The organism is Undibacterium umbellatum (assembly GCF_014284125.1).
GTDB lineage: Bacteria > Pseudomonadota > Gammaproteobacteria > Burkholderiales > Burkholderiaceae_D > Undibacterium > Undibacterium umbellatum.
On record NZ_JACOFX010000002.1, the window covers coordinates 68,459 to 87,521 of the forward strand.

15 protein-coding genes are annotated in these 19,063 nt (G+C 50.2%); 13 read left to right on the forward strand and 2 right to left on the reverse strand.

Going from position 1 to position 19,063, the window contains the following annotated elements; all coding sequences use genetic code 11:
* Nucleotide 1: 1 nt before the first annotated feature.
* Nucleotides 2–658, forward strand: a complete 657-nt coding sequence (locus H8L47_RS04805; RefSeq protein ID WP_186952100.1) for a hypothetical protein — start codon at nt 2–4, stop codon at nt 656–658.
* Nucleotides 659–793: 135 nt separating this feature from the next.
* Here H8L47_RS04805 and H8L47_RS04810 read toward each other — a convergent pair whose 3' ends face one another.
* Together H8L47_RS04810 and ffh are read right to left on the reverse strand one after the other, a co-directional pair.
* A complete protein-coding gene (locus H8L47_RS04810) occupies nt 794–1,201 on the reverse strand; it encodes an SWIB/MDM2 domain-containing protein (protein ID WP_186952101.1) in 408 nt (135 codons plus the stop codon).
* 278 nt (nt 1,202–1,479) lie between these two features.
* The gene (gene ffh / locus H8L47_RS04815; protein ID WP_186952102.1) at nt 1,480–2,847 is read right to left on the reverse strand and encodes a signal recognition particle protein; all 1,368 of its coding nucleotides are present in this window, start codon (nt 2,845–2,847) and stop codon (nt 1,480–1,482) included.
* Between the two features lie 403 nt (nt 2,848–3,250).
* On the opposite strand from ffh, the gene H8L47_RS04820 reads away from it, so the two are divergent.
* From H8L47_RS04820 to H8L47_RS04875, 12 genes are all read left to right on the forward strand, one after another.
* A complete protein-coding gene (locus H8L47_RS04820; protein WP_186952103.1) occupies nt 3,251–4,399 on the forward strand; it encodes an ABC transporter substrate-binding protein in 1,149 nt (382 codons plus the stop codon).
* Nucleotides 4,400–4,589: 190 nt separating this feature from the next.
* On the forward strand, nt 4,590–5,561 hold the full coding sequence (locus H8L47_RS04825) for an ABC transporter substrate-binding protein (protein WP_186952104.1): 972 nt from the start codon (nt 4,590–4,592) through the stop codon (nt 5,559–5,561).
* Nucleotides 5,562–5,808: 247 nt separating this feature from the next.
* Nucleotides 5,809–6,627, forward strand: coding sequence for an ABC transporter permease (locus tag H8L47_RS04830; RefSeq protein WP_186952105.1), 819 nt, complete (start codon nt 5,809–5,811; stop codon nt 6,625–6,627).
* 1 nt (nt 6,628) lies between these two features.
* Nucleotides 6,629–7,426, forward strand: coding sequence for an ABC transporter ATP-binding protein (locus tag H8L47_RS04835; protein WP_186952106.1), 798 nt, complete (start codon nt 6,629–6,631; stop codon nt 7,424–7,426).
* Between the two features lie 67 nt (nt 7,427–7,493).
* Nucleotides 7,494–7,952, forward strand: coding sequence for a cache domain-containing protein (locus tag H8L47_RS04840; protein WP_186952107.1), 459 nt, complete (start codon nt 7,494–7,496; stop codon nt 7,950–7,952).
* Between the two features lie 6 nt (nt 7,953–7,958).
* Complete coding sequence (locus tag H8L47_RS04845; protein WP_186952108.1) at nt 7,959–9,800, forward strand: sensor histidine kinase; 1,842 nt, start codon at nt 7,959–7,961, stop codon at nt 9,798–9,800.
* 34 nt (nt 9,801–9,834) lie between these two features.
* On the forward strand, nt 9,835–11,193 hold the full coding sequence (locus tag H8L47_RS04850) for a sigma-54-dependent transcriptional regulator (protein ID WP_230413595.1): 1,359 nt from the start codon (nt 9,835–9,837) through the stop codon (nt 11,191–11,193).
* 68 nt (nt 11,194–11,261) lie between these two features.
* Nucleotides 11,262–12,071 (forward strand): cytochrome C assembly family protein, encoded by an 810-nt coding sequence (locus H8L47_RS04855; RefSeq protein WP_186952109.1) that lies wholly within the window; start codon nt 11,262–11,264, stop codon nt 12,069–12,071.
* The gene (locus H8L47_RS04860) at nt 12,068–12,301 is read left to right on the forward strand and encodes a PP0621 family protein (protein ID WP_186952110.1); all 234 of its coding nucleotides are present in this window, start codon (nt 12,068–12,070) and stop codon (nt 12,299–12,301) included. The genes H8L47_RS04855 and H8L47_RS04860 overlap by 4 nt, the downstream gene beginning before the upstream one ends.
* 24 nt (nt 12,302–12,325) lie before the next feature.
* Nucleotides 12,326–14,089: a sensor histidine kinase gene (locus H8L47_RS04865; protein WP_186952111.1), complete on the forward strand. Its 1,764-nt coding sequence runs from the start codon at nt 12,326–12,328 to the stop codon at nt 14,087–14,089.
* Nucleotides 14,086–15,540, forward strand: coding sequence for a sigma-54-dependent transcriptional regulator (locus tag H8L47_RS04870; RefSeq protein ID WP_329605431.1), 1,455 nt, complete (start codon nt 14,086–14,088; stop codon nt 15,538–15,540). Before H8L47_RS04865 ends, H8L47_RS04870 begins: the two co-directional genes overlap by 4 nt.
* 551 nt (nt 15,541–16,091) lie before the next feature.
* The gene (locus H8L47_RS04875) at nt 16,092–18,989 is read left to right on the forward strand and encodes a ribonucleoside-diphosphate reductase subunit alpha (protein WP_186952112.1); all 2,898 of its coding nucleotides are present in this window, start codon (nt 16,092–16,094) and stop codon (nt 18,987–18,989) included.
* The last annotated feature ends 74 nt before the right edge of the window (nt 18,990–19,063 follow it).

Here is a 19,063-nt window from a genome sequence, read left to right on the forward strand (position 1 = left end):
CATGCTGCTAGCTTCTTATCGAGCGCCTGCTCAAGGCAATGAGTGGCAGATATTGTTTGTAGTCCTCCTGTTGCACGCGGCTTTGTATCTGCTGTGGTCGCAGTCAAATGCGATGTACAAAGATGGGGCGACGCAAACAACTAGTGGCAGTCTGATTTTTTTGAATCAGCCTGAGCAGATGAAACTGACACCACGCTCACCAGCTACGCAGGATTTGACAGAACCATCTCGTCAAAGCAGAGTCATGCCAGTTCCGCGGCACAGTTCCGCTATCGGCGTCACAGACAAAGCGACTGTCAGCGACAAAGAACAATCGAATCTGTCAGTCGAAAAAGAGCCAGCAAGTTCCGGAAATGAAATGCCCGTTAACCGTGACACAAGGGAGATTTTCAATGGTTTGAAAAAAGACTTTCAGTACCGCGATCAGGTCAGCGCCAAAACTGCCCCCGCGCCCATGGAAAAGTTTGGTGCTGCGGTGAAATCATCCTCTACTGTCATGCGGGAAAGCTATAAACACGAAGTGCATATACTCGGTGATGGTCGGCCAGTCTCAAAAGTCATCACCCCTTACGGAACGTATTGCATCTTGCATCGCAAGCCTGGTGAGATTATCGGCAATGAGCTGGCAACTGTCCCCGTCACTTGCGGCAATTTGTAAGTGGGCGTCCATAAATGAATTTGCAGAAAATAAAAACAAAAATGCCCGCGCTATGCGGGCATTTTTGTTTGGGATGGGACTAACTGCTTCCCTTAAGTTTCCCAAAGCAACTTCGGGAATCTCTTCCTGAAAAAATCAGGACAGATGACCGGAAATGAGTTTAGTCATTTCAAACATGGACACTTGTTTTTTGCCATCGAAAACGGCTTTCAACTTGTCATCCGCGTTGATGTTGCGTTTGTTTGCTTCATCTTGCAGCTTGTGTTTCTTGATGTATTCCCATACTTTTTTAGTGACTTCAGTACGAGGAATTGCTGCTGCACCGATGACTGCTGCCAAAACTGGGGAGATAGTCATAGGTTTCATGAATGCTGCATTTGGCTTGCGTGCTGCTGCTGGTTTGGCGGCTGCGGCTTTTTTAGGCGCTGCTGCTTTTGCTGCAGGTTTCGCTGCTGCTGCCTTTGGAGCGGCTGCTTTTGCTGCTGGTTTAGCCGCTGGTTTGGCTGCCGGTTTTGCTGCTGGTTTCTTTGGTGCTGTTGCCATAAATAGCCTCCTTCACAAATTTCGTGGACGGAGCTTTGATCGTTTTGAAAAGCTCCTGCATTGCGTCACTTCACGCATCGCTAATAGTGGTGCGGTTTTTACAGGGATGCAAGTGTTTTTTGCTGGAATTTCATGAAAAAGTGCAGGAATTTGCCTGTCGTTGGATTTAAGTCTAAAAAAATGCCGGATTAGCGCCATTTTGGCTGCTATCCGGCATTTTTTCATAGTGCGAAACGAGAAAGGAATTGCGGCTGAAAGTGAGTACAATTTAGCGAATTTCAGCGCTTGCCCGGCATCATTCCCTTCATGCTGCGCAGCATCTTCATCATGCCGCCGCCACGCAATTTCTTCATCATCGATTGCATCTGATCAAACTGGGCCAGCATGCGATTGACTTCCTGTATCTGTACACCGGCACCGGCGGCGATGCGGCGCTTGCGTGAAGCCTTGATCAATTCTGGCTTGGCTCTTTCTTGTGGTGTCATGGAATTGATCATGCCTTCCATGCGGCGTACCTGCTTTTCAGCCTGGTCCATGTTGGCACCACTGGCCGCCTGCTGCATTTGCGCCGGCAGCTTATCCATCAGGTTCGACAGACCGCCCATGTTCTTCATCTGCGAAATTTGCATCTTGAAGTCATTCATATCGAATTTGCCGCCATCCTTGATCTTGTGCGCCAGATCCTGTGCTGCGGCCACATCCATGCCTTTTTGCGCCGATTCCACCAGCGCCAGGATGTCACCCATGCCCAGGATGCGATTGGCCATACGGGTGGCATCGAAGGATTCGAGGCCATCGAGTTTTTCTGCGACACCGACGAATTTGATCGGTTTGCCGGTGATATAACGTACCGACAGGGCCGCGCCGCCGCGTGCATCACCATCGAGCTTGGTCAGTACCACGCCTGTTAAAGGCAGAGCATCATTAAAGGCTTTGGCCGTATTCACGGCATCCTGACCCAGCATGGCATCAACCACAAACAGGGTCTCTATTGGTTTGACGGCAGCGTGGACAGCAGCAATTTCTTGCATCATCGCTTCATCTATACCCAGACGACCTGCAGTATCGATGATCAGCACATCGTGATAATGTTTTTTTGCGTAGTCCAGCGCAGCCAGGGCGATATCTACCGGTTTGTCAGTGGGCAGAGATGGGAAAAAGTCGGCACCAACCTGTGCTGTCACAGTCTGCAACTGACCTATCGCAGCTGGACGGTAAACGTCGGCAGAAACTGTTAATACTTTTTTCTTTTTTTGCTCACGCAGATACTTGGCCAGCTTACCGACTGTCGTGGTTTTACCGGCACCTTGCAAACCGGCCATCAGGATGATTGCCGGTGGCTGGCAGTTAAAACTCAGTTGAGAAGCCTCTTCGCCAAGGTCTGCCCCCATCAGGGCGGCCAGTTCTTTCTGTACCACGCCGACCAGGGCCTGACCCGGTGTCAGGGAGGAAATGACTTCTTCGCCCATGGCTTTTTCTTTGACGCGGGCGATCAGTTCACGCACTGCAGGCAAGGCAACGTCTGCCTCCAGCAAGGCCATGCGCACTTCGCGCAACATGTCGGCGGTATTGGATTCAGTCAGACGGGCTTCGCCGCGCATGGTCTTGACGACTTTGGCGAGGCGCTGGGTAAGGTTATCGAGCATGTTTGCTTAGGAAATCTTAAGAAAAAATCAATAGAGCGGCACTTACTGCGAACCAGAAGGCCTGCAGTAGCAGTTAAAGCAGGCATTTTACCCGAAGCCGCATGCAGACTCTGGCATTTCGCAGATTGCGCAAAGAAGATGTGTTCAGAATTCTGGAAATCCAGAATTATTTTTGTCATATGTGCGAAATTTCAGACGCATGCGGGGTATTACGGATATATTTTGCTTTGAAAAACGGTTAAAAACGGCTTGCCAGCCTTCATTCTTGCTTGGTATGAAGTCTGCTAATAAGAGCGCTATCCCAGAGCTTGCTACAAAATCAAGACGACAAGGCCAACCGCTTTGTTCACCTTGTTTTTGTCGCAGATTCTAAAAATAGCCGCTCAATAATCTGGAGACAATCATGAGTCGACTTCATCGTGCCTGGCGCTTGCCACGCATCATTTGCTTGTGCACCCTGCTTACTTTTTCTGTTTACAGTCAGGCAGAAGAGGGGGTCACTGACAATAACATACTGATAGGACAAACTGTAGGTTTGACCGGGCAGATCGCTGGCCCTGTCAAGGAAATGAATGCTGGTGCTGCAGCATATTTTAATCAAGTCAATAAGAACGGTGGCATTAATGGTCGCAAGATAGAATTGCGCATTCTTGATGATAAGTTCGATCCAGCCACGGCGGCCAGCAATGCCGAGACCCTGATTAAAAAGGACCATGTCTTTGCCTTGTTCCAGAGCCGTGGGACACCGCATACCCAGGCGATTTTACCCATACTGGCGGCCAATAAAGTACCCCTGATTGCTCCAAGCACTGGTGCGGCGGTATTCCACAGCCCGGTTAATCGTTATATCTTCAATGTCAGGGCCAAGTATCAGGATGAAGTGAAAAAAGCGGTAGAGCAGTTTTCTACCATAGGCTTGAAAGACATTGCCCTGATGCACGTGGATGATACTTTCGGTGGTGACGGCCTGGCCGGTTTTACTGCTTCGATGGATCACTTTAAGCTGAAACCTTCGTTAATCAGCAAATATGACAGAGCAAAGCCTGATGTTCCCAAGGCCATCGATGAAGTGATCAAGTCCCCCGCCAAAGCCTTGATCATCATCGGCTCGGCTACGACTGTGGCTGATGTTGTGCGTGGCTTGCGTGCCAAAGGCAGCACAATACAAGTCATGACGCTGTCAAATAATGCTTCGCAATCCTTCATTGACTCCCTGGGTCCAGTCGCAACCGGCATCATGGTTTCGCAGATCATGCCTGCACCACATCTGGTGTCGACGATGCTTGGTCAAGAGTTCAAGACCATCGCCAAGGACAATGGTGTAGCACCATCCTATGCAGCGATGGAAGGTTTTGTAGCAGCAAAGTTGCTGGTAGAAGGTTTGAAGCGGGCAGGCAAGGGCTTGACACGCGATGGCTTGATACGGGCACTGGAATCCATGCACAAGGTTGATCTGGGTGGCATTACCGTGACTTATAGTGAGCGGGACCATAGCGGCAGTGAGTTTGTGGACCTGACCATGATAGGCCGTGACGGCAAGTTTCTACGCTAGCCCACATCAGCAAGTCAGTGCGAAAACACGGAATACCCGACAGGTGTAATCCGGTTTTTCGCATCAATTCAGCGACCTTATGTGCAAAAAAATGAATAAAATCAGTCGTTTACTTAAATTTTTATGCTGGCACAATATCTGCTAATCAGTGCGTGTAGGAAAAAATTAAATCACACTTCAGGAGACAACGATGTTTAAAAAGATTTTGCTTGCCAGTGTAATTAGTTCAGGATTGTTTGCCAGCGCGGCCCAGGCCCAGGACGTTGTCAGACTGGGTAATCTGAAATTTGCGCATTATGGCGCGGTATCGTATATCAAGGAAATCGCCCCCAAGTGCGGCATCAAGGTGGAAGAAAGGGTGTTCGCCAAAGGCCTGGATGCCATGCAGGCAGTCATTGCTGGCGAACTTGATGTGGGTGCCGTATCTTCAGAAGCAACCATATCTGCACGGGCCAGTGGCACTGCTATCTACGTGGTCGCTGGTTTTGCCAAGGGTGGCGCACGCCTGGTCGGGCGCACAGATCTGGGCATAAAAACAGTCAAGGATTTGAAAGGCAAAAAAGTTGGCGTTACCCGTGGTGGCATTCAGGACATTTTGCTGGCAGCAGAACTGTCACAACACGGCCTGACTTATTCTGACCAGCCAGGCAGGGATGTACAAATCATTTACCTTGGTTTCCCTGACCTGAACCAGGCTTTGCTGGGCAAGAATATCGATGCGATCATGCAGTCCGAGCCCTATTCTTCCCAGGCCATCAACAAGGGTTTTGGTAATGAAATCATCAAGCCTTACGACACACCAATAGGTGAGCCTGTGCGTACCATGGTCATGACCGAGAAGTTCTACAAAGAACGCCGTCCAGTCGCCGAAAAATTCATGCGCTGCTTTGTCGAAGCCACCAAAACCTTCATTGAAAACAAGGAACTGGCTGAGAAATATGTGCGTGAAAACATGTTCAAGGGCCAGGTCAGCCATGAAGATTTCGTCAATGCAATTGAAAACTCGCCTTACACCTATGATGTAACGGCAGAGCATATTCAGATCACCACTGATCTGATGCAAAAATATGGCGTAGGAAAAATGGTCAAGCCGCCAGTCGCCAAGGATTGGGTAAAAACCGATCTTCTGGAACAAGCAAAGAAGAGCCTGAACATAAAATAAGCCTTAGAACCGGTTTTCGATCTGTAGCGAGCGAGTGTCAGTGGGGTCAGGGTAACAAAAGTGCAGCGCAAAAAGCGGAATGTACTTAAGTACATGAGCATTTTGAGCAGCACATGAGCCCCGATCACGCTCGCACAGTAAGATCGTAAACAGGTTCTTAGTAAGTCTTTAGCTTGAGCAAAAGGTGAGCCTGCTTCTTTGAGCAAAAATCTGCTCACCCAGCTCCTCAAATCTTGAAGGAAAAATCATGAAATTCAAATGGCGTGAAATTGGCGCGGGGCTGATCGTGCCCGTTATCCTGATCGCAATCTGGCATGTGGTGACCAGCATGGGTTGGGTTAATGCCCAAGTACTTCCTTCGCCGCTGGCCGTGGTAAAAAAATGGATAGAGTACGCATCACCCTATGAAGCCAGGGATGCAGCTACCACAAGTTGGCTGGCCTGGGCTTTTTCTGGGGAATTGATACGCGATACCATGGGAAGCATGTACCGTGTAGTAGTGGGTTTTTTGGTGGGGGCGGGGCTGGCCTTGCCGCTTGGTCTGGCGATGGGTTCCAGTCAAAGAATGTATGCATGGATGAATCCCCTGGTGCAGGTATTGCGCCCGATACCGCCAATTGCCTACATCCCTTTGTCGATACTCTGGTTTGGTCTGGGTAATCCACCTGCCATCTTCCTGATTGCAATCGGTGCATTTTTCCCGGTGCTGATGAACACCATCGCCGGTGTCCGCCATGTTGATGGTATCTATATCCGGGCTGCCCGCAATCTGGGTGCCAGCCAGACCACCATGTTTGTACGAGTCATGCTGCCTGCGGCTGTGCCTTATATTTTGTCTGGTGTGCGTATTGGTATTGGTACTGCGTTTATCGTGGTGATAGTGTCGGAAATGATTGCCGTGAACAATGGCCTGGGTTTCCGTATCCTGGAAGCGCGTGAGTACTTTTGGTCCGACAAGATTATCGCAGGCATGATGAGCATAGGTTTGCTGGGGCTGGCAATTGATCTTGCCATGAATAAACTGAACAATTATTTGCTGCGCTGGCACCGTGGATTGGAGAATTGAGATGAACAATAGTCATATCAGCATTGGAGCTGTGAACAAGATTTTCAAGACCGCTGACAAAGAAGTCGTGGCCTTGCGTGACATCAATCTGGAAATACCGGAAGGGCAGTTCGTTTGCCTGCTTGGACCATCTGGCTGCGGCAAGTCGACCTTGCTGAATGCGGTTGCGGGTTTTTCCTTGCCGACTTCTGGCAGCATTATTGCCAATGGGCAGAAGGTCAGCGCCCCCGGTCCTGACCGTGGCATGGTGTTTCAGGAATATGCATTGTTCCCCTGGATGACGGTGGAGCAGAATATTGCCTTTGGCTTGGAAATCAAGGGAATGGCCAAGGCAGGAATCCAGCAAAGTGTCGCCAGTCTGCTGGCCATGCTGGGCTTGAGCGATTTTAAAGCACGCTTTCCCAAGGATTTATCTGGCGGTATGCGTCAGAGGGTTGCAATTGCCCGTGTATTGGCGCTGGATTCGCCTATCATGTTAATGGATGAACCCTTTGGTGCGCTGGATGCCCTGACGCGTCGCAACTTGCAGGATGAGTTGCTGCGCATCTGGTCAGAGCTGAAGAAAACCATCATCTTCGTTACGCATAGTATAGAAGAAGCAATTTACCTGGCTGACCGTATCGTTGTCATGACTTACCGGCCAGGTACGGTGAAAAAGGATTTGCTGGTTGAATTGCCGCGTTCGCGTGATCCATCTGACCCTGGCTTCAATGCCCTGAAACGCGAGTTGGGACAGTTGGTCATGGAAGAGCAGCAAAGACACCATAATGATGAGCTGAAAATGGCTGCAGTCGATTAAGCCTGGTTAGCAAAAGACAGCGTTTGGATATTCCGGGCGCGCCCAAAAAATCATAAGGAGAGACATCATGTTGAAATTCGCACGAATTGTAGTAGCGGGATTGGTTTTCTTGTTGGGCGCGTCAAGTCAGGCGCAAAGCACGCATGGCACGCCGGCCGAAGCCGTTGCCATGGTGCAAAAAGTGATTGCCAGTATCAAGGCGAATGGCAGAGAGAAAACCATTGCTGATGTGAACAATTTGCAAGGACCATTCCGTGATCGTGACCTATATATCACTATCAATGATATGAATGGCAAAAATCTTGCCCATGGTGCCAATGCCAAAATGCAGGGCAAGGATTTGCTGGATTTGAAAGATGCCGACGGCAAGCTGTTTGTACGCGAACGTATGGAGCTTGCGAAAGCCAAGGGAAAAGGTTGGCAAGACTATAAGTTCGTCAATCCTGTCTCGAAACAGATAGAGCAAAAATCCATGTATTTCGAAAAGTATGAAGATATTATTATCAACTGCGGTATTTATAAGTAAAAGCTTGTGACGGCGTCGCATACTGAAAATGTCCGTGAGCGGCGCCTGATTTTTATCTGCGTTGCGTTCGCCAGCTTTGCGCTGGTGGTCGCCAGCTATTTTGTGGCTGCCAGCATTGCCAGGGAAAATAGCCGGCAAGCCGGTAACAGGCAGTTGCAGATCATCTCCCTGGATATTGAATCTGTGCTGGAGCGTTATGAAACCCTGCCTTTCGCCATTTCTTATCTGCCACTGACGGCAGAAGCGTTGCTGCATAAGCAGAATGCCACGCAGATACAGGCACTGAATCTGAGCCTGCAGGAGCTGGCTGAACAAGCCAAAGTAGCTGCCATCTATCTCATGGACGTGCAGGGAAATACCATTGCTGCCAGCAACTGGAATACTGCACAAAGCTATCTGGGACAAAATTTCGCTTTTCGTCCTTATTTTTCTGAAGCCTTGAAAGAAGCGCGGCCTGGCCACTTTTATGCGATAGGTAACACCACGAATATCCCCGGTTATTTTATTTCCCAGCCTGTCTACCCGCCTGGCAGCAAGCGAGGTAGTCAGGCACCGATAGGGGTCATCGCAGTCAAGATCATTCTCGATGAATTTGAGCAAGCCTGGCACAGTAGTGAGGAGCCAATTGCGCTTAGTGACCGACATGGCGTGGTGTTTTTGAGTAATCGCGCTCCCTGGAAATATCATAGCCTTCAAGACCTGTCCCCAGTTGTCCAGCAAAACTTGAAAGCGACTTTGCAATATGGCGGCCAACATATAGCAGCAATTGCGCAATTACCGATGGTGCAGAAGAAGGGTTATGGTGAATATCTGCAAAGGCCGATAGGGCGCCTGAATTGGCAGCTAATGCTGTTTCCCGATCAGAGCAAAGTCATGCGCGCAGGTTTGCAATCTTCCCTGGTGGTTGCTCTGATGCTGGGAATAGCCCTGGCCTTTACCGCCGTGTTTGACCAGCGTCGCCGCAGGTTGGAAGAGGGGCGACTGGCTCAACGCGCGCTCAAGAAGGCGGCGGACGAACTGGAGCTGCATATCGCTGAACGCACCCATCAATTGACGCAGGCGAATGCAGAACTTGAAAGCCGCTACCTGACACTCAAGCAGACCGAAACCCTGCTGCGCTCTACCCAGAATGAGATGGTGCAAGCTGGTAAACTTGCCATGCTGGGGCAGATGGCAACCGGCATCACCCATGAGTTGAACCAGCCACTGACAGCGATACGCGCCTTTGCCGACAATGCGATTACTTTTATGAATCGTGGCAAGGCTGAACAGGCTTTGGCCAACCTGGAACATATCAGCCATGCCAGCGAACGCATGGGCAGCATCATTGCACAGCTCAAGGGTTTTGCCAGAAAAAGCCCGAATGCGATTGCCGAAGTGGATGTGCAGACTGCTATCCAGTCTGCAGTCAGCTTGTTGCGCAGCGAGACCGACAGGCGCGGCGTGAACTTGCATGTGCATGTTGCCGAACCTGCCAAGGTGTTCGGTGACACCGTCAGGATAGAACAAGTCTTGATCAACCTTATACGCAATGCCCTGGATGCGGTAGAAAATAGCCCTTTCAAGGTAGTTGATGTCAGGCTTTGTCGTGAACAGGGCATGGCAAGAATCAGTATTGCCGACAGTGGCACTGGCATCCCTGAACATGTAGCGGGACATTTGTTTGAGCCATTTTTTACTACCAAGGAAATTGGTCATGGACTGGGGCTGGGCCTGGCGATTTCTTCATCCATCGTGCAGGCCATGAATGGCAGCCTGGTGGCGAATAACCGCCCAGATGGCGGTGCAGAATTCACAGTTTGCATCCCGCTGGCTGTTGAACAGGCAAATAACACAAGCACAGCCTGATCGCGCATGACTGTATACATAGTAAGGAAACACAATGACTGAAATGCTCGCTATATTAATAGAGGATGAGCAGGCAGTACGCCTGGCAACCACCCAGACACTGGAACTTGGTGGTTTTGGGGTGCAGGCTTGCGCCAGTGCTGAAATGGCTGATGCTTATATCAAGGCTGATTTTGCTGGCATTATCGTTACCGACGTTCGTTTACCCGGCAAGTCTGGGCTGGAAGTGCTGGAAAAAGCACGCAGCATCGATGCAGAACTGCCCGTCATCATCATTACCGGTCATGGTGATGTCAGTATGGCGGTAGATGCCATGCGCCATGGTGCTTATGATTTTCTGGAAAAACCTTTCGCTGCCGAACGGCTGCTGGACGCCTGCCTGCGCGCTCAGGAAAAAAGACGGCTGGTCATGGAAAATCGCAAGCTCAAATTATCGTGGTTGACCCATGCTGCAACACCAGATCTTATAGGGCAAAGCACGCAAATAGAAAAGGTCAGGAAATTCATACAAAGCATAGGTCCCACTCAGATTGATGTATTGATTAATGGCGCAACCGGGTCTGGCAAGGAAGTCGTGGCGCGGCAACTGCACCTGGCCAGTGGCTGCAAAGGCGAATTTGTGGCGATCAATTGTGGCGCTTTGCCAGAGTCGGTATTCGAGAGTGAGATCTTTGGGCATGAGGCTGGTGCCTTCACTAGCGCCCAGAAACGCCGCATAGGCAAGCTGGAATATGCACATGGCGGCACGGTATTTCTTGATGAAATTGAAAGTATGCCGCTGAACCTGCAAATCAAGTTACTCAGGGTTTTGCAAGAGCGCAGCCTGGAACGGCTGGGCGGCAATCAATCCATCGTACTGGATTGCCGTATCATCGCGGCCACCAAAACTGATTTGTTGAAACTCAGTGCGCAAGGACAATTTCGTGAAGACTTGTATTACCGTCTCAGTGTCATTACCATGCATTTGCCCAGGCTGAATGAACGGCGCGAAGACATTCCCTTGTTGCTTTCGTATTTTGTACAGAGGGCAGCACTGCGCTACCAAAGACAAGTACCGGTCTGGTCCGCTTCTCAAATGCAGCACTGGATGCAGGCTGACTGGCAGGGCAATGTACGCGAGTTGCGCAATTTTGCAGATCAACTGGTTTTAGGGGTACTCGAGTTTGGTGATGTGCCTGTGCTGCAAAGTAACCATGCTCAGCCAGCGACAGAGACCAAGCTGCCTGAGAAGCTGGACGCGTATGAAGCCAGTCTGATCCAGAGTGCATTGGAAAAGAACGCCAATAATGTGGCTGCGGCGGCCGAATTGCTTGGTATACCCAAGAAAACCCTGTACGACAAGATCAAGAAATATCAAAAAACTTTGTCTTCGATCAATCCCGTGACAGGCTAGGAGCGAGCTGTGGAGGCTGCAGAATGTGCATAATCCAAATTTCATGCGACATGGTGTAAACTTGGCCCATGCAAATCTATCTATCATTTCTTGCCGCCGCCTTATATATAGTGAGCGTCATCGTGCCTGGAAGCAGGCTGACGCTGGGCAGTGTCGTCAGTGGCCTGGCCTGGCTGACGCATGGTTTGGCATTATGGCTGACAATTTTTCCTGATCATGCGCTCAGAGTGGGCTTTGCCGTCATGTTGTCGGCAGCCTTATGGGTGTCGGTGTTTGTTTGCTGGCTGGAGAATCGAAATGCCGCTCTTGACGGTTTGCGTCTGCTGTTGATGCCGAATGCCGCCGTAATGGCTGTCTTGCCCAGTTTCTTCCCTGGTAATTTGATTGCTTTGGCAGGCAAGACCCCCATGTTCCCCTGGCATGTGGTGATTGCCATGCTGGCGTATAGCACACTGACCATTGCAGCTTTTCATGCGCTCGTCATGACGGTGCAAGATAAACATTTGCATCAATTGCGCGCTACTCAACAAGCAGAGTGGCTCAACAAACTGGTCGACAGATTGCCTGCCTTGCTGACCATGGAAAAAATCCTGTTTCGTTTTGTGCTGTTTGGTTTTGTCTTATTGACACTGACTGTTTTGTCGGGCGTGATATTTTCAGAGCAGGTACTGGGTGTTGCCTTTAAATGGGATCACAAGACCTTGTTGTCTCTTTTGTCATGGCTCTTGTTTGCCATCTTGCTGACCGGGCGCTATTGGCGTGGCTGGCGTGGCAAGACTGTACTGAGCTTCACCTTGTCAGGCTTTGTCACCTTGCTACTGGCCTATGTCGGTAGCCGCTTTGTCCTGGAAGTCTTATTGCACAGGAGCCTGTCATGAGAATTTTGTTCTGGTTGGGTTTGCTGGTGCTGATCATCCTGGCTCTGAAGAAGAAAATGCAGCCGCCACGCAGTCCGGTAGCAACGACATCTAGGCCCGACCCGCAAAATCCTGCATCTGCCGAGGCCATGGTTTGCTGCGCGCATTGCCAGATTTATCTGCCCGCGTCAGAAGCTGTGCAGCGCGGCGAGCAAGTGTATTGTAGTAAAGAACATGCAGATCTCGCATGAAGCTGACATCCAATCAGGATACTGATGTCTGAACTTCACTCTGTCGCAGTTGAGCCCTCCCATTCGTTCTGGCGTTCATTACAAACGCTGAATGCATCACGCGTGGTGGTAGCTGCCAGCTTGCTGATCTTGCTGAGCTTGCGCAGTGACAAGGATGTCTGGGCGTTTGAGCATTTGTTTGGTCGCGACATAGGCTTGATCTATCTGCTGGTTGCTGTTGGCTTTTTGGTGCTCAAGCAATTGTATCCACGCCGCTTCATGTGGCAACTGAGCACACAGATATTGCTGGACATTACCATTATTTCCGTCATGTATCTGGCTGGAGGTGGCACTAAAAGTGGTTTGGGGATTTTGTACCTGTTTCCTTTGGCGGGTGCCGCGATACTCAGCCCATTGATCTGGTCTTTCTTTTTTACTTCCATCGTCGTTCTGTTTTTATTGATAGAGAGCGGCTATCATTATTTGCAACTGGAAGAAGGAACACCTTTGTCGCAGGCAGGCCTGCTTGGTGCCGCCTATTTTGCAGTAGTTTCAGTGGTCAATCGTCTTGCCCATAATCTCATCAACCAGGAGCAACTGGCAGCTCAGCGTGGTAACGCGCTGGCCATACAGCAGGCTATTAATCAACTGGTCATTGCAGATATGGGAGATGGCATTCTGGTGCTTGACCAGAATGCCTGTATGTTTGAAATCAATCCGGCGGCAGTGCGTATGCTGGGAGGAAGTCTGACCAAGGAGATGATAGGAGTGGAACTCGCCGATATTGCCCCTTTGCGTCCCGTCTCTGAAATCCTGAACGGCATGAAAGGGCGCCCCAGTTTTTCGGATAGACGTAAAGAGGAAGAAATATCTTTCGTATCCATACGCTGTTATCTGGATGATGTCCGCCCTGAACTGGGTGAGCTGGCTGCCGATACTGCAAGCCGTGAGCGCTTTGAACGCGAGCGACCGCACTTTGTCACGCACCTCAAACTGCGTTTCGTCGCCATCAAGGGCGTCAATGCCGGTGCTTTGAAAGACCGGGCCGACACTTACACTATCGTCTTCATGCAGGACGTATCCGATATAGAAAACCAGGCTCAGCAATTAAAACTGGCTTCCATGGGACGCCTGACGGCCAGTATTGCGCATGAGGTGCGCAATCCACTGTCATCAATTTCCTATGCTGCCTCTTTGCTCAATGAAGACCTTGATAGTCTGGGGCAGGACAGCAAGCAGGCAAGTCGCTTGCTGAAAATTGTTGATGACAATGTGGCGCGCCTGAATCAACTCATTGAAGATATTTTGAAGCTGTCACGCAAGGCTCAGTCGGATGTTTCGCCTTACTATGTCATGGATCTGATCACGGAAATGGTCAGAGACTTTGTCGAAACCCGAGGTTTAGCCACTGATCTGATCGTGGTAGTGACAGACAAGAATTTCATGATCGACTTTGATCCCAGCCACCTGCGTGAAGTAGTCTTGAATCTTTTGTCGAATGCGATACGTTATGCCAGCGGGCAAGCAGGTAGTATCAAATTGTTTGCCCAGGTCAATTCCAGCGGTCGCCAGGAATTGCATATACAAGATGATGGCCCGGCCATTCCTTATGATGTCCGTTCGCACTTATTTGAGCCTTTCTACACAACATCGCGCATGGGCACTGGTCTGGGCTTGTACATGGCCAGGGAATTGTGTTTGAATAACCGTGCCTTGCTTGATTATGAGTACAGGGTGGAAGAAGCCGGAGACGGCAAGGCCGAGCCTAGTGGACGTTTTGTAATTAATTTCTCTGGATATAGTGCATGAGTATGAATGAAGTTACGAGCTGTCCCCGTATCCTGGTGGTCGACGATGAGGCGCATCTGCGCGAATTGCTGGAAATTACGCTGATCAAGATGGGGCTGGATGTGGACAGTGCAGAGACCCTGGCTTTGGCGCGCAGCCATCTTGCCAGATATAGTTACGCGCTAGTGCTGACAGACATGCGCCTGCCTGATGGCTCTGGCATGGAGCTGGTACAAGAAATCAATGCCAACTATAAGAACACGCCGATTGCCGTGATTACCGCATTCGGTAGTGCCGACAATGCGGTAGTTGCCTTGAAGGCTGGTGCTTTCGATTATGTATCCAAACCGGTGGCCCTGGACCAGTTGCGCAAGTTGGTCAGGTCCGCCTTGCAAACCAGTGAGGTCCAGAAAGAGCAGCAGACAGCGCCTGAAAAACGGGCAGTCCCTGCCAATTCTTTCATGATAGGTCAGTCGCAAGGCATGCAGGAGGTCAGGGCGCAGATCAGTCGCCTGGCGCGCAGCATGGCACCGGTTATCATTACTGGTGAGTCTGGCAGTGGCAAGGAGTTGGCAGCCAGGGAAATTCATACCAGTAGTGCCAGAGCAGACAAACCCTTTATTGCCGTCAACTGTGGCGCGATTCCTGAAACGCTCATGGAAGCTGAATTCTTTGGCTATAGAAAGGGCGCGTTTACTGGCGCTGCTGATGACAGGGATGGTTTTTTTCAAGCGGCCAATGGTGGCACCTTGATGCTTGACGAGGTGGCTGACTTGCCCTTAGCCATGCAAGTCAAGCTGTTACGTGCCATACAGGAAAGACGGGTTCGCAAAGTGGGGGCTACCGTAGAAGAGGCGGTGGATGTACGCATCATTAGTGCCACACACCAAAACCTGGCTATCTGTGTAGAAGAGGGGCGCTTCCGGCAAGATTTGTATTACCGCCTGAATGTCATCGAATTGCATCTGCCACCTTTGCGTGAGCGGCTGGAAGATATCGTTGAGCTATCCCGCAATATCCTGAAAAAACTCACAGGCAGTGACATTGATATGTCGGTCGAGGCTATTGATGCATTAATCAGTTATGATTTTCCTGGTAATGTCCGTGAACTGGAAAACATACTTGAGCGTGCCATTGCATTTGCCAATGATGGTTGTATAGAAGTAACCGACCTAGCCTTGCGTGGCACCAGAAAAATGCCGGAAATATTGGTTATGCCAGTAACCCCGGCAGAAATTCCCCCAGCCAGTGCCAGTATAGTGCACGAGTTGGCACATGTTGCCGAGATTGATGTATTTTCCGCACCGAGTTTGCCTTGCTCCCTGCCCGATTTTCTGGAAAACGTTGAACGCGAAATGATAAGACGTGCCTTGCATCAGACCAGGAATAACCGTACCCAGGCGGCAGAGTTGCTTGGCGTCAGTTTCCGGCAGTTGCGTTATCAAATTCAGAAATTGAAAATTCAGGAATAAATCTTTTTACTGTCATTCGTGACCAACAGCACTTGAGCGTGGCTTGGCCGTCAGGACAAGTTGCATGTCGTTTTCTTGCTCACGATTACTCATTGGTATCTACATGATCATCTTCCTGATCCTGCTAAGCAGGAAGATGCATCTCACATCGTTCATGCATGTTAGTGCCCACTCGCGTCTGTGCTCGTGCTTTTCTAGGCTTTGCGAAAGTCAACACCTAAACGCCCTTTTAATGAAAAAAATAATTCAATTATTTAAATAAAAAGCGGTTGCATATGACTAGATGGGGCACTAGAATTAGGGCAAATAAAAAATAGCGCACTAGATGTAGTGGTTTCGAAGATTTACTTGTTTTCTTGCCTTGCTTCAATTTCCCCTCTTGTTTTGCAATTGTCTGGCGAATGATGTGAACAAAATAAACCGGATATCACGAATTTTCGTCCTGTCCGGATAGCTACAGTATTGCGCGTATCCCGTTTAACCCCCTGACTGGCTGAGTTCTGTATCCATGAACTTTGCTGGCAAAAAATAACACCGCATCCGGAGGATCAATGCACTCTTCTAACGAAATATCCACTTTGTCCAAGCCAGAACTGGGCTCAGGCTTGCATGCCGCAGCCACACCTGCTGCCGCCAGCCTGAACAGTTATAGCGAATACCGCATCATTCGCCGTAATGGTTCCGTGGTTGGCTTTGAGCCATCCAAGATCGCCATCGCCATGACCAAGGCATTCCTGGCGGTGAACGGTGGACATGGTGCAGAGTCGGCCCGGATACGCGAGCTGGTTGAGCAATTGACAGCCAGCGTGGTTGCCGCCTTGCTGCGTCGCCAGCCTGCCGGTGGTACTTTCCACATAGAAGATGTGCAAGACCAGGTTGAACTGGCGCTGATGCGCTCAGGCGAACATGATGTCGCCCGTTCTTATGTCTTGTACCGTGCCAAACGAATGGAAGAGCGTCGCCGTGTCAACGATGCGCCTGGCCATGTAGAAGCCGCCGCACCACAATTACATGTGATTGTTGATGGACAGCCTCGTCCGCTGGACGTGGCAGAAGTACGCAAGATGATTGCCGCTGCCTGCCTGGGTCTCGACAAACTGGCGGATCCAGATGCGATTCTGGCCGAGACTTTGAAAAACCTGTACGACGGCGTACCGGTAGAAGAATTGTATAAATCCGCCATCCTGGCCGCCCGCGCGCTGATGGAAAAAGAACCGGCCTACAGCCAGGTCACGGCACGTTTGCTCTTACATACGGTCCGTAAAGAGGTGTTTGGCAAAGAAGTGGCGCAACAGGATGCTGCTGCAGAATATCTGGAGTATTTCCCGAAATTCATCAAGAAGGGTATCGAAGCAGATTTACTGGATGCCAAACTGGGGCAGTTTGATTTGAAGAAACTGGCGAATGCTCTGGTTGCTGACCGCGATCTGCAATTTGGTTACATCGGTTTGCAAACCTTGTATGACCGATACTTCCTGCATGTACGTGGTACCCGAATAGAAATGCCTCAGGCTTTCTATATGCGTGTAGCGATGGGCCTGTCCCTGAACGAAATCGATCGCGAAACCCGCGCAATAGAATTTTACAATCTCTTGTCCAGCTTTGACTTCATGAGCTCGACACCGACCCTGTTCAATTCCGGCACCCAGCGTTCACAACTGTCTTCTTGCTACCTGACGACAGTTGCTGATGACCTTGATGGCATCTACGAAGCCATCAAGGAAAACGCACTGCTGGCAAAATATGCAGGTGGCTTGGGCAATGACTGGACGCCAGTACGCTCGCTCGGTGCGCATATTAAAGGCACGAACGGTAAATCCCAGGGTGTTGTACCTTTCCTGAAAGTCGTCAACGATACGGCGGTGGCTGTTAACCAGGGTGGTAAACGCAAGGGTGCAGTGTGTGCCTATCTGGAAACCTGGCACATGGATATCGAAGAGTTTCTCGATCTGCGCAAGAACACAGGCGATGACCGTCGCCGTACGCATGACATGAATACCTCGAACTGGATTCCTGACCTGTTCATGAAGCGTGTCATGGAAAAAGGCGACTGGACCTTGTTCTCGCCATCCGATGTACCAGACCTGCATGACAAATTTGGTAAGGCTTTTGAAGTGGCGTATGTCGCTTATGAAGCAAAAGCCGCCAATGGTGAACTGACGCTGTCGAAAAAAATCCCTGCGCTGGACTTGTGGCGCAAGATGCTGTCCATGCTGTTTGAAACTGGTCACCCATGGATCACCTTCAAAGATCCTTGCAATATCCGCTCGCCACAACAACATGTCGGCGTAGTCCACAGTTCGAACTTGTGTACAGAAATCACTCTGAACACCAACGATAGCGAGATCGCTGTATGTAATCTGGGTTCGGTCAACATGCCTGCCCACATGAAAGACGGCAAGCTGGATCACATTAAATTACAAAAAACTGTGCGTACAGCGATGCGTATGCTGGATAACGTCATCGACATCAACTACTATGCAGTGAAGAAGGCACGCGATTCCAATTTGCGCCACCGTCCTGTCGGTATGGGTATCATGGGTTTCCAGGATTGCCTGCACATGATGCGCATCCCTTATGCATCGATGGATGCCGTACAGTTCGCTGATACTTCCATGGAAGCCGTTTGCTATTACGCATATTGGGCATCGACTGAACTGGCTGAGGAGCGTGGCCGTTACAGTTCTTATCCTGGCTCTTTGTGGGACCGTGGCATCCTGCCGCAAGACTCCCTGAAGATGCTGGCCGAAGAACGCGGCGGTTATCTGGAAGCAGATTTCTCAGAAACCATGGACTGGTACCCACTGCGTGACCGCATCAAGAAATTTGGTATGCGCAATTCCAATTGCGTGGCGATTGCGCCGACTGCAACAATTTCTAACATTATTGGTGTAGCTGCCTGTATCGAGCCGACTTACCAAAACCTGTATGTGAAGTCGAATTTATCCGGTGAATTTACCGAGATCAATGAACATCTGGTGCGCGATCTGAAAGACCGCGGCATGTGGGATGAAGTCATGATCTCTGACCTGAAATACTTTGATGGCAGCCTGGCCCGCATTGATCGCATCCCGGAAGATCTGCGTGCCCTGTATGCAACTGCATTTGAAATCAGCCCGTCCTGGCTGGTCGAGGCGGCTGCGCGTCGTCAAAAATGGATAGACCAGGCACAGTCCCTGAACATCTATATGGCAGGCGCGTCCGGCAAGAAACTGGACGAGACTTACAAGCTGGCATGGTTGCGTGGTTTGAAAACCACTTACTACCTGCGTACCATAGGTGCAACGCACACTGAAAAATCTACCAGCAAAACAGGTGCATTGAATGCGGTTGGGGTGGATGGTAGTGGTGGTGGCTATGTCGCAGCACCAGCTCAGGAAACCGATGGCCCGGCCTGTATGTTGCGTCCAGGTGATGCCGGTTTTGAAGAGTGCGAAGCTTGCCAATAAGTGTCAAGAGATTGCGGGAAGAAGCCTTGCTTCTTCCCTTGAAGAACAAGCTGTTACAAAAAGTAAGGAAATAG

Bases quoted from the DNA above. Each gene is read 5' to 3' on its own strand.
- H8L47_RS04870 (WP_329605431.1), top strand. From the start codon at position 14,086: ATGAGTATGAATGAAGTTACGAGCTGTCCCCGTATCCTGGTGGTCGAC.
- ffh (WP_186952102.1), bottom strand. From the start codon at position 2,847: ATGCTCGATAACCTTACCCAGCGCCTCGCCAAAGTCGTCAAGACCATG.
- H8L47_RS04840 (WP_186952107.1), top strand. From the start codon at position 7,494: ATGTTGAAATTCGCACGAATTGTAGTAGCGGGATTGGTTTTCTTGTTG.
- H8L47_RS04835 (WP_186952106.1), top strand. From the start codon at position 6,629: ATGAACAATAGTCATATCAGCATTGGAGCTGTGAACAAGATTTTCAAG.
- H8L47_RS04825 (WP_186952104.1), top strand. From the start codon at position 4,590: ATGTTTAAAAAGATTTTGCTTGCCAGTGTAATTAGTTCAGGATTGTTT.
- H8L47_RS04850 (WP_230413595.1), top strand. From the start codon at position 9,835: ATGACTGAAATGCTCGCTATATTAATAGAGGATGAGCAGGCAGTACGC.
- H8L47_RS04820 (WP_186952103.1), top strand. From the start codon at position 3,251: ATGAGTCGACTTCATCGTGCCTGGCGCTTGCCACGCATCATTTGCTTG.
- H8L47_RS04810 (WP_186952101.1), bottom strand. From the start codon at position 1,201: ATGGCAACAGCACCAAAGAAACCAGCAGCAAAACCGGCAGCCAAACCA.
- H8L47_RS04875 (WP_186952112.1), top strand. From the start codon at position 16,092: ATGCACTCTTCTAACGAAATATCCACTTTGTCCAAGCCAGAACTGGGC.
- H8L47_RS04865 (WP_186952111.1), top strand. From the start codon at position 12,326: ATGTCTGAACTTCACTCTGTCGCAGTTGAGCCCTCCCATTCGTTCTGG.
- H8L47_RS04855 (WP_186952109.1), top strand. From the start codon at position 11,262: ATGCAAATCTATCTATCATTTCTTGCCGCCGCCTTATATATAGTGAGC.
- H8L47_RS04830 (WP_186952105.1), top strand. From the start codon at position 5,809: ATGAAATTCAAATGGCGTGAAATTGGCGCGGGGCTGATCGTGCCCGTT.
- H8L47_RS04805 (WP_186952100.1), top strand. From the start codon at position 2: ATGCTGCTAGCTTCTTATCGAGCGCCTGCTCAAGGCAATGAGTGGCAG.
- H8L47_RS04860 (WP_186952110.1), top strand. From the start codon at position 12,068: ATGAGAATTTTGTTCTGGTTGGGTTTGCTGGTGCTGATCATCCTGGCT.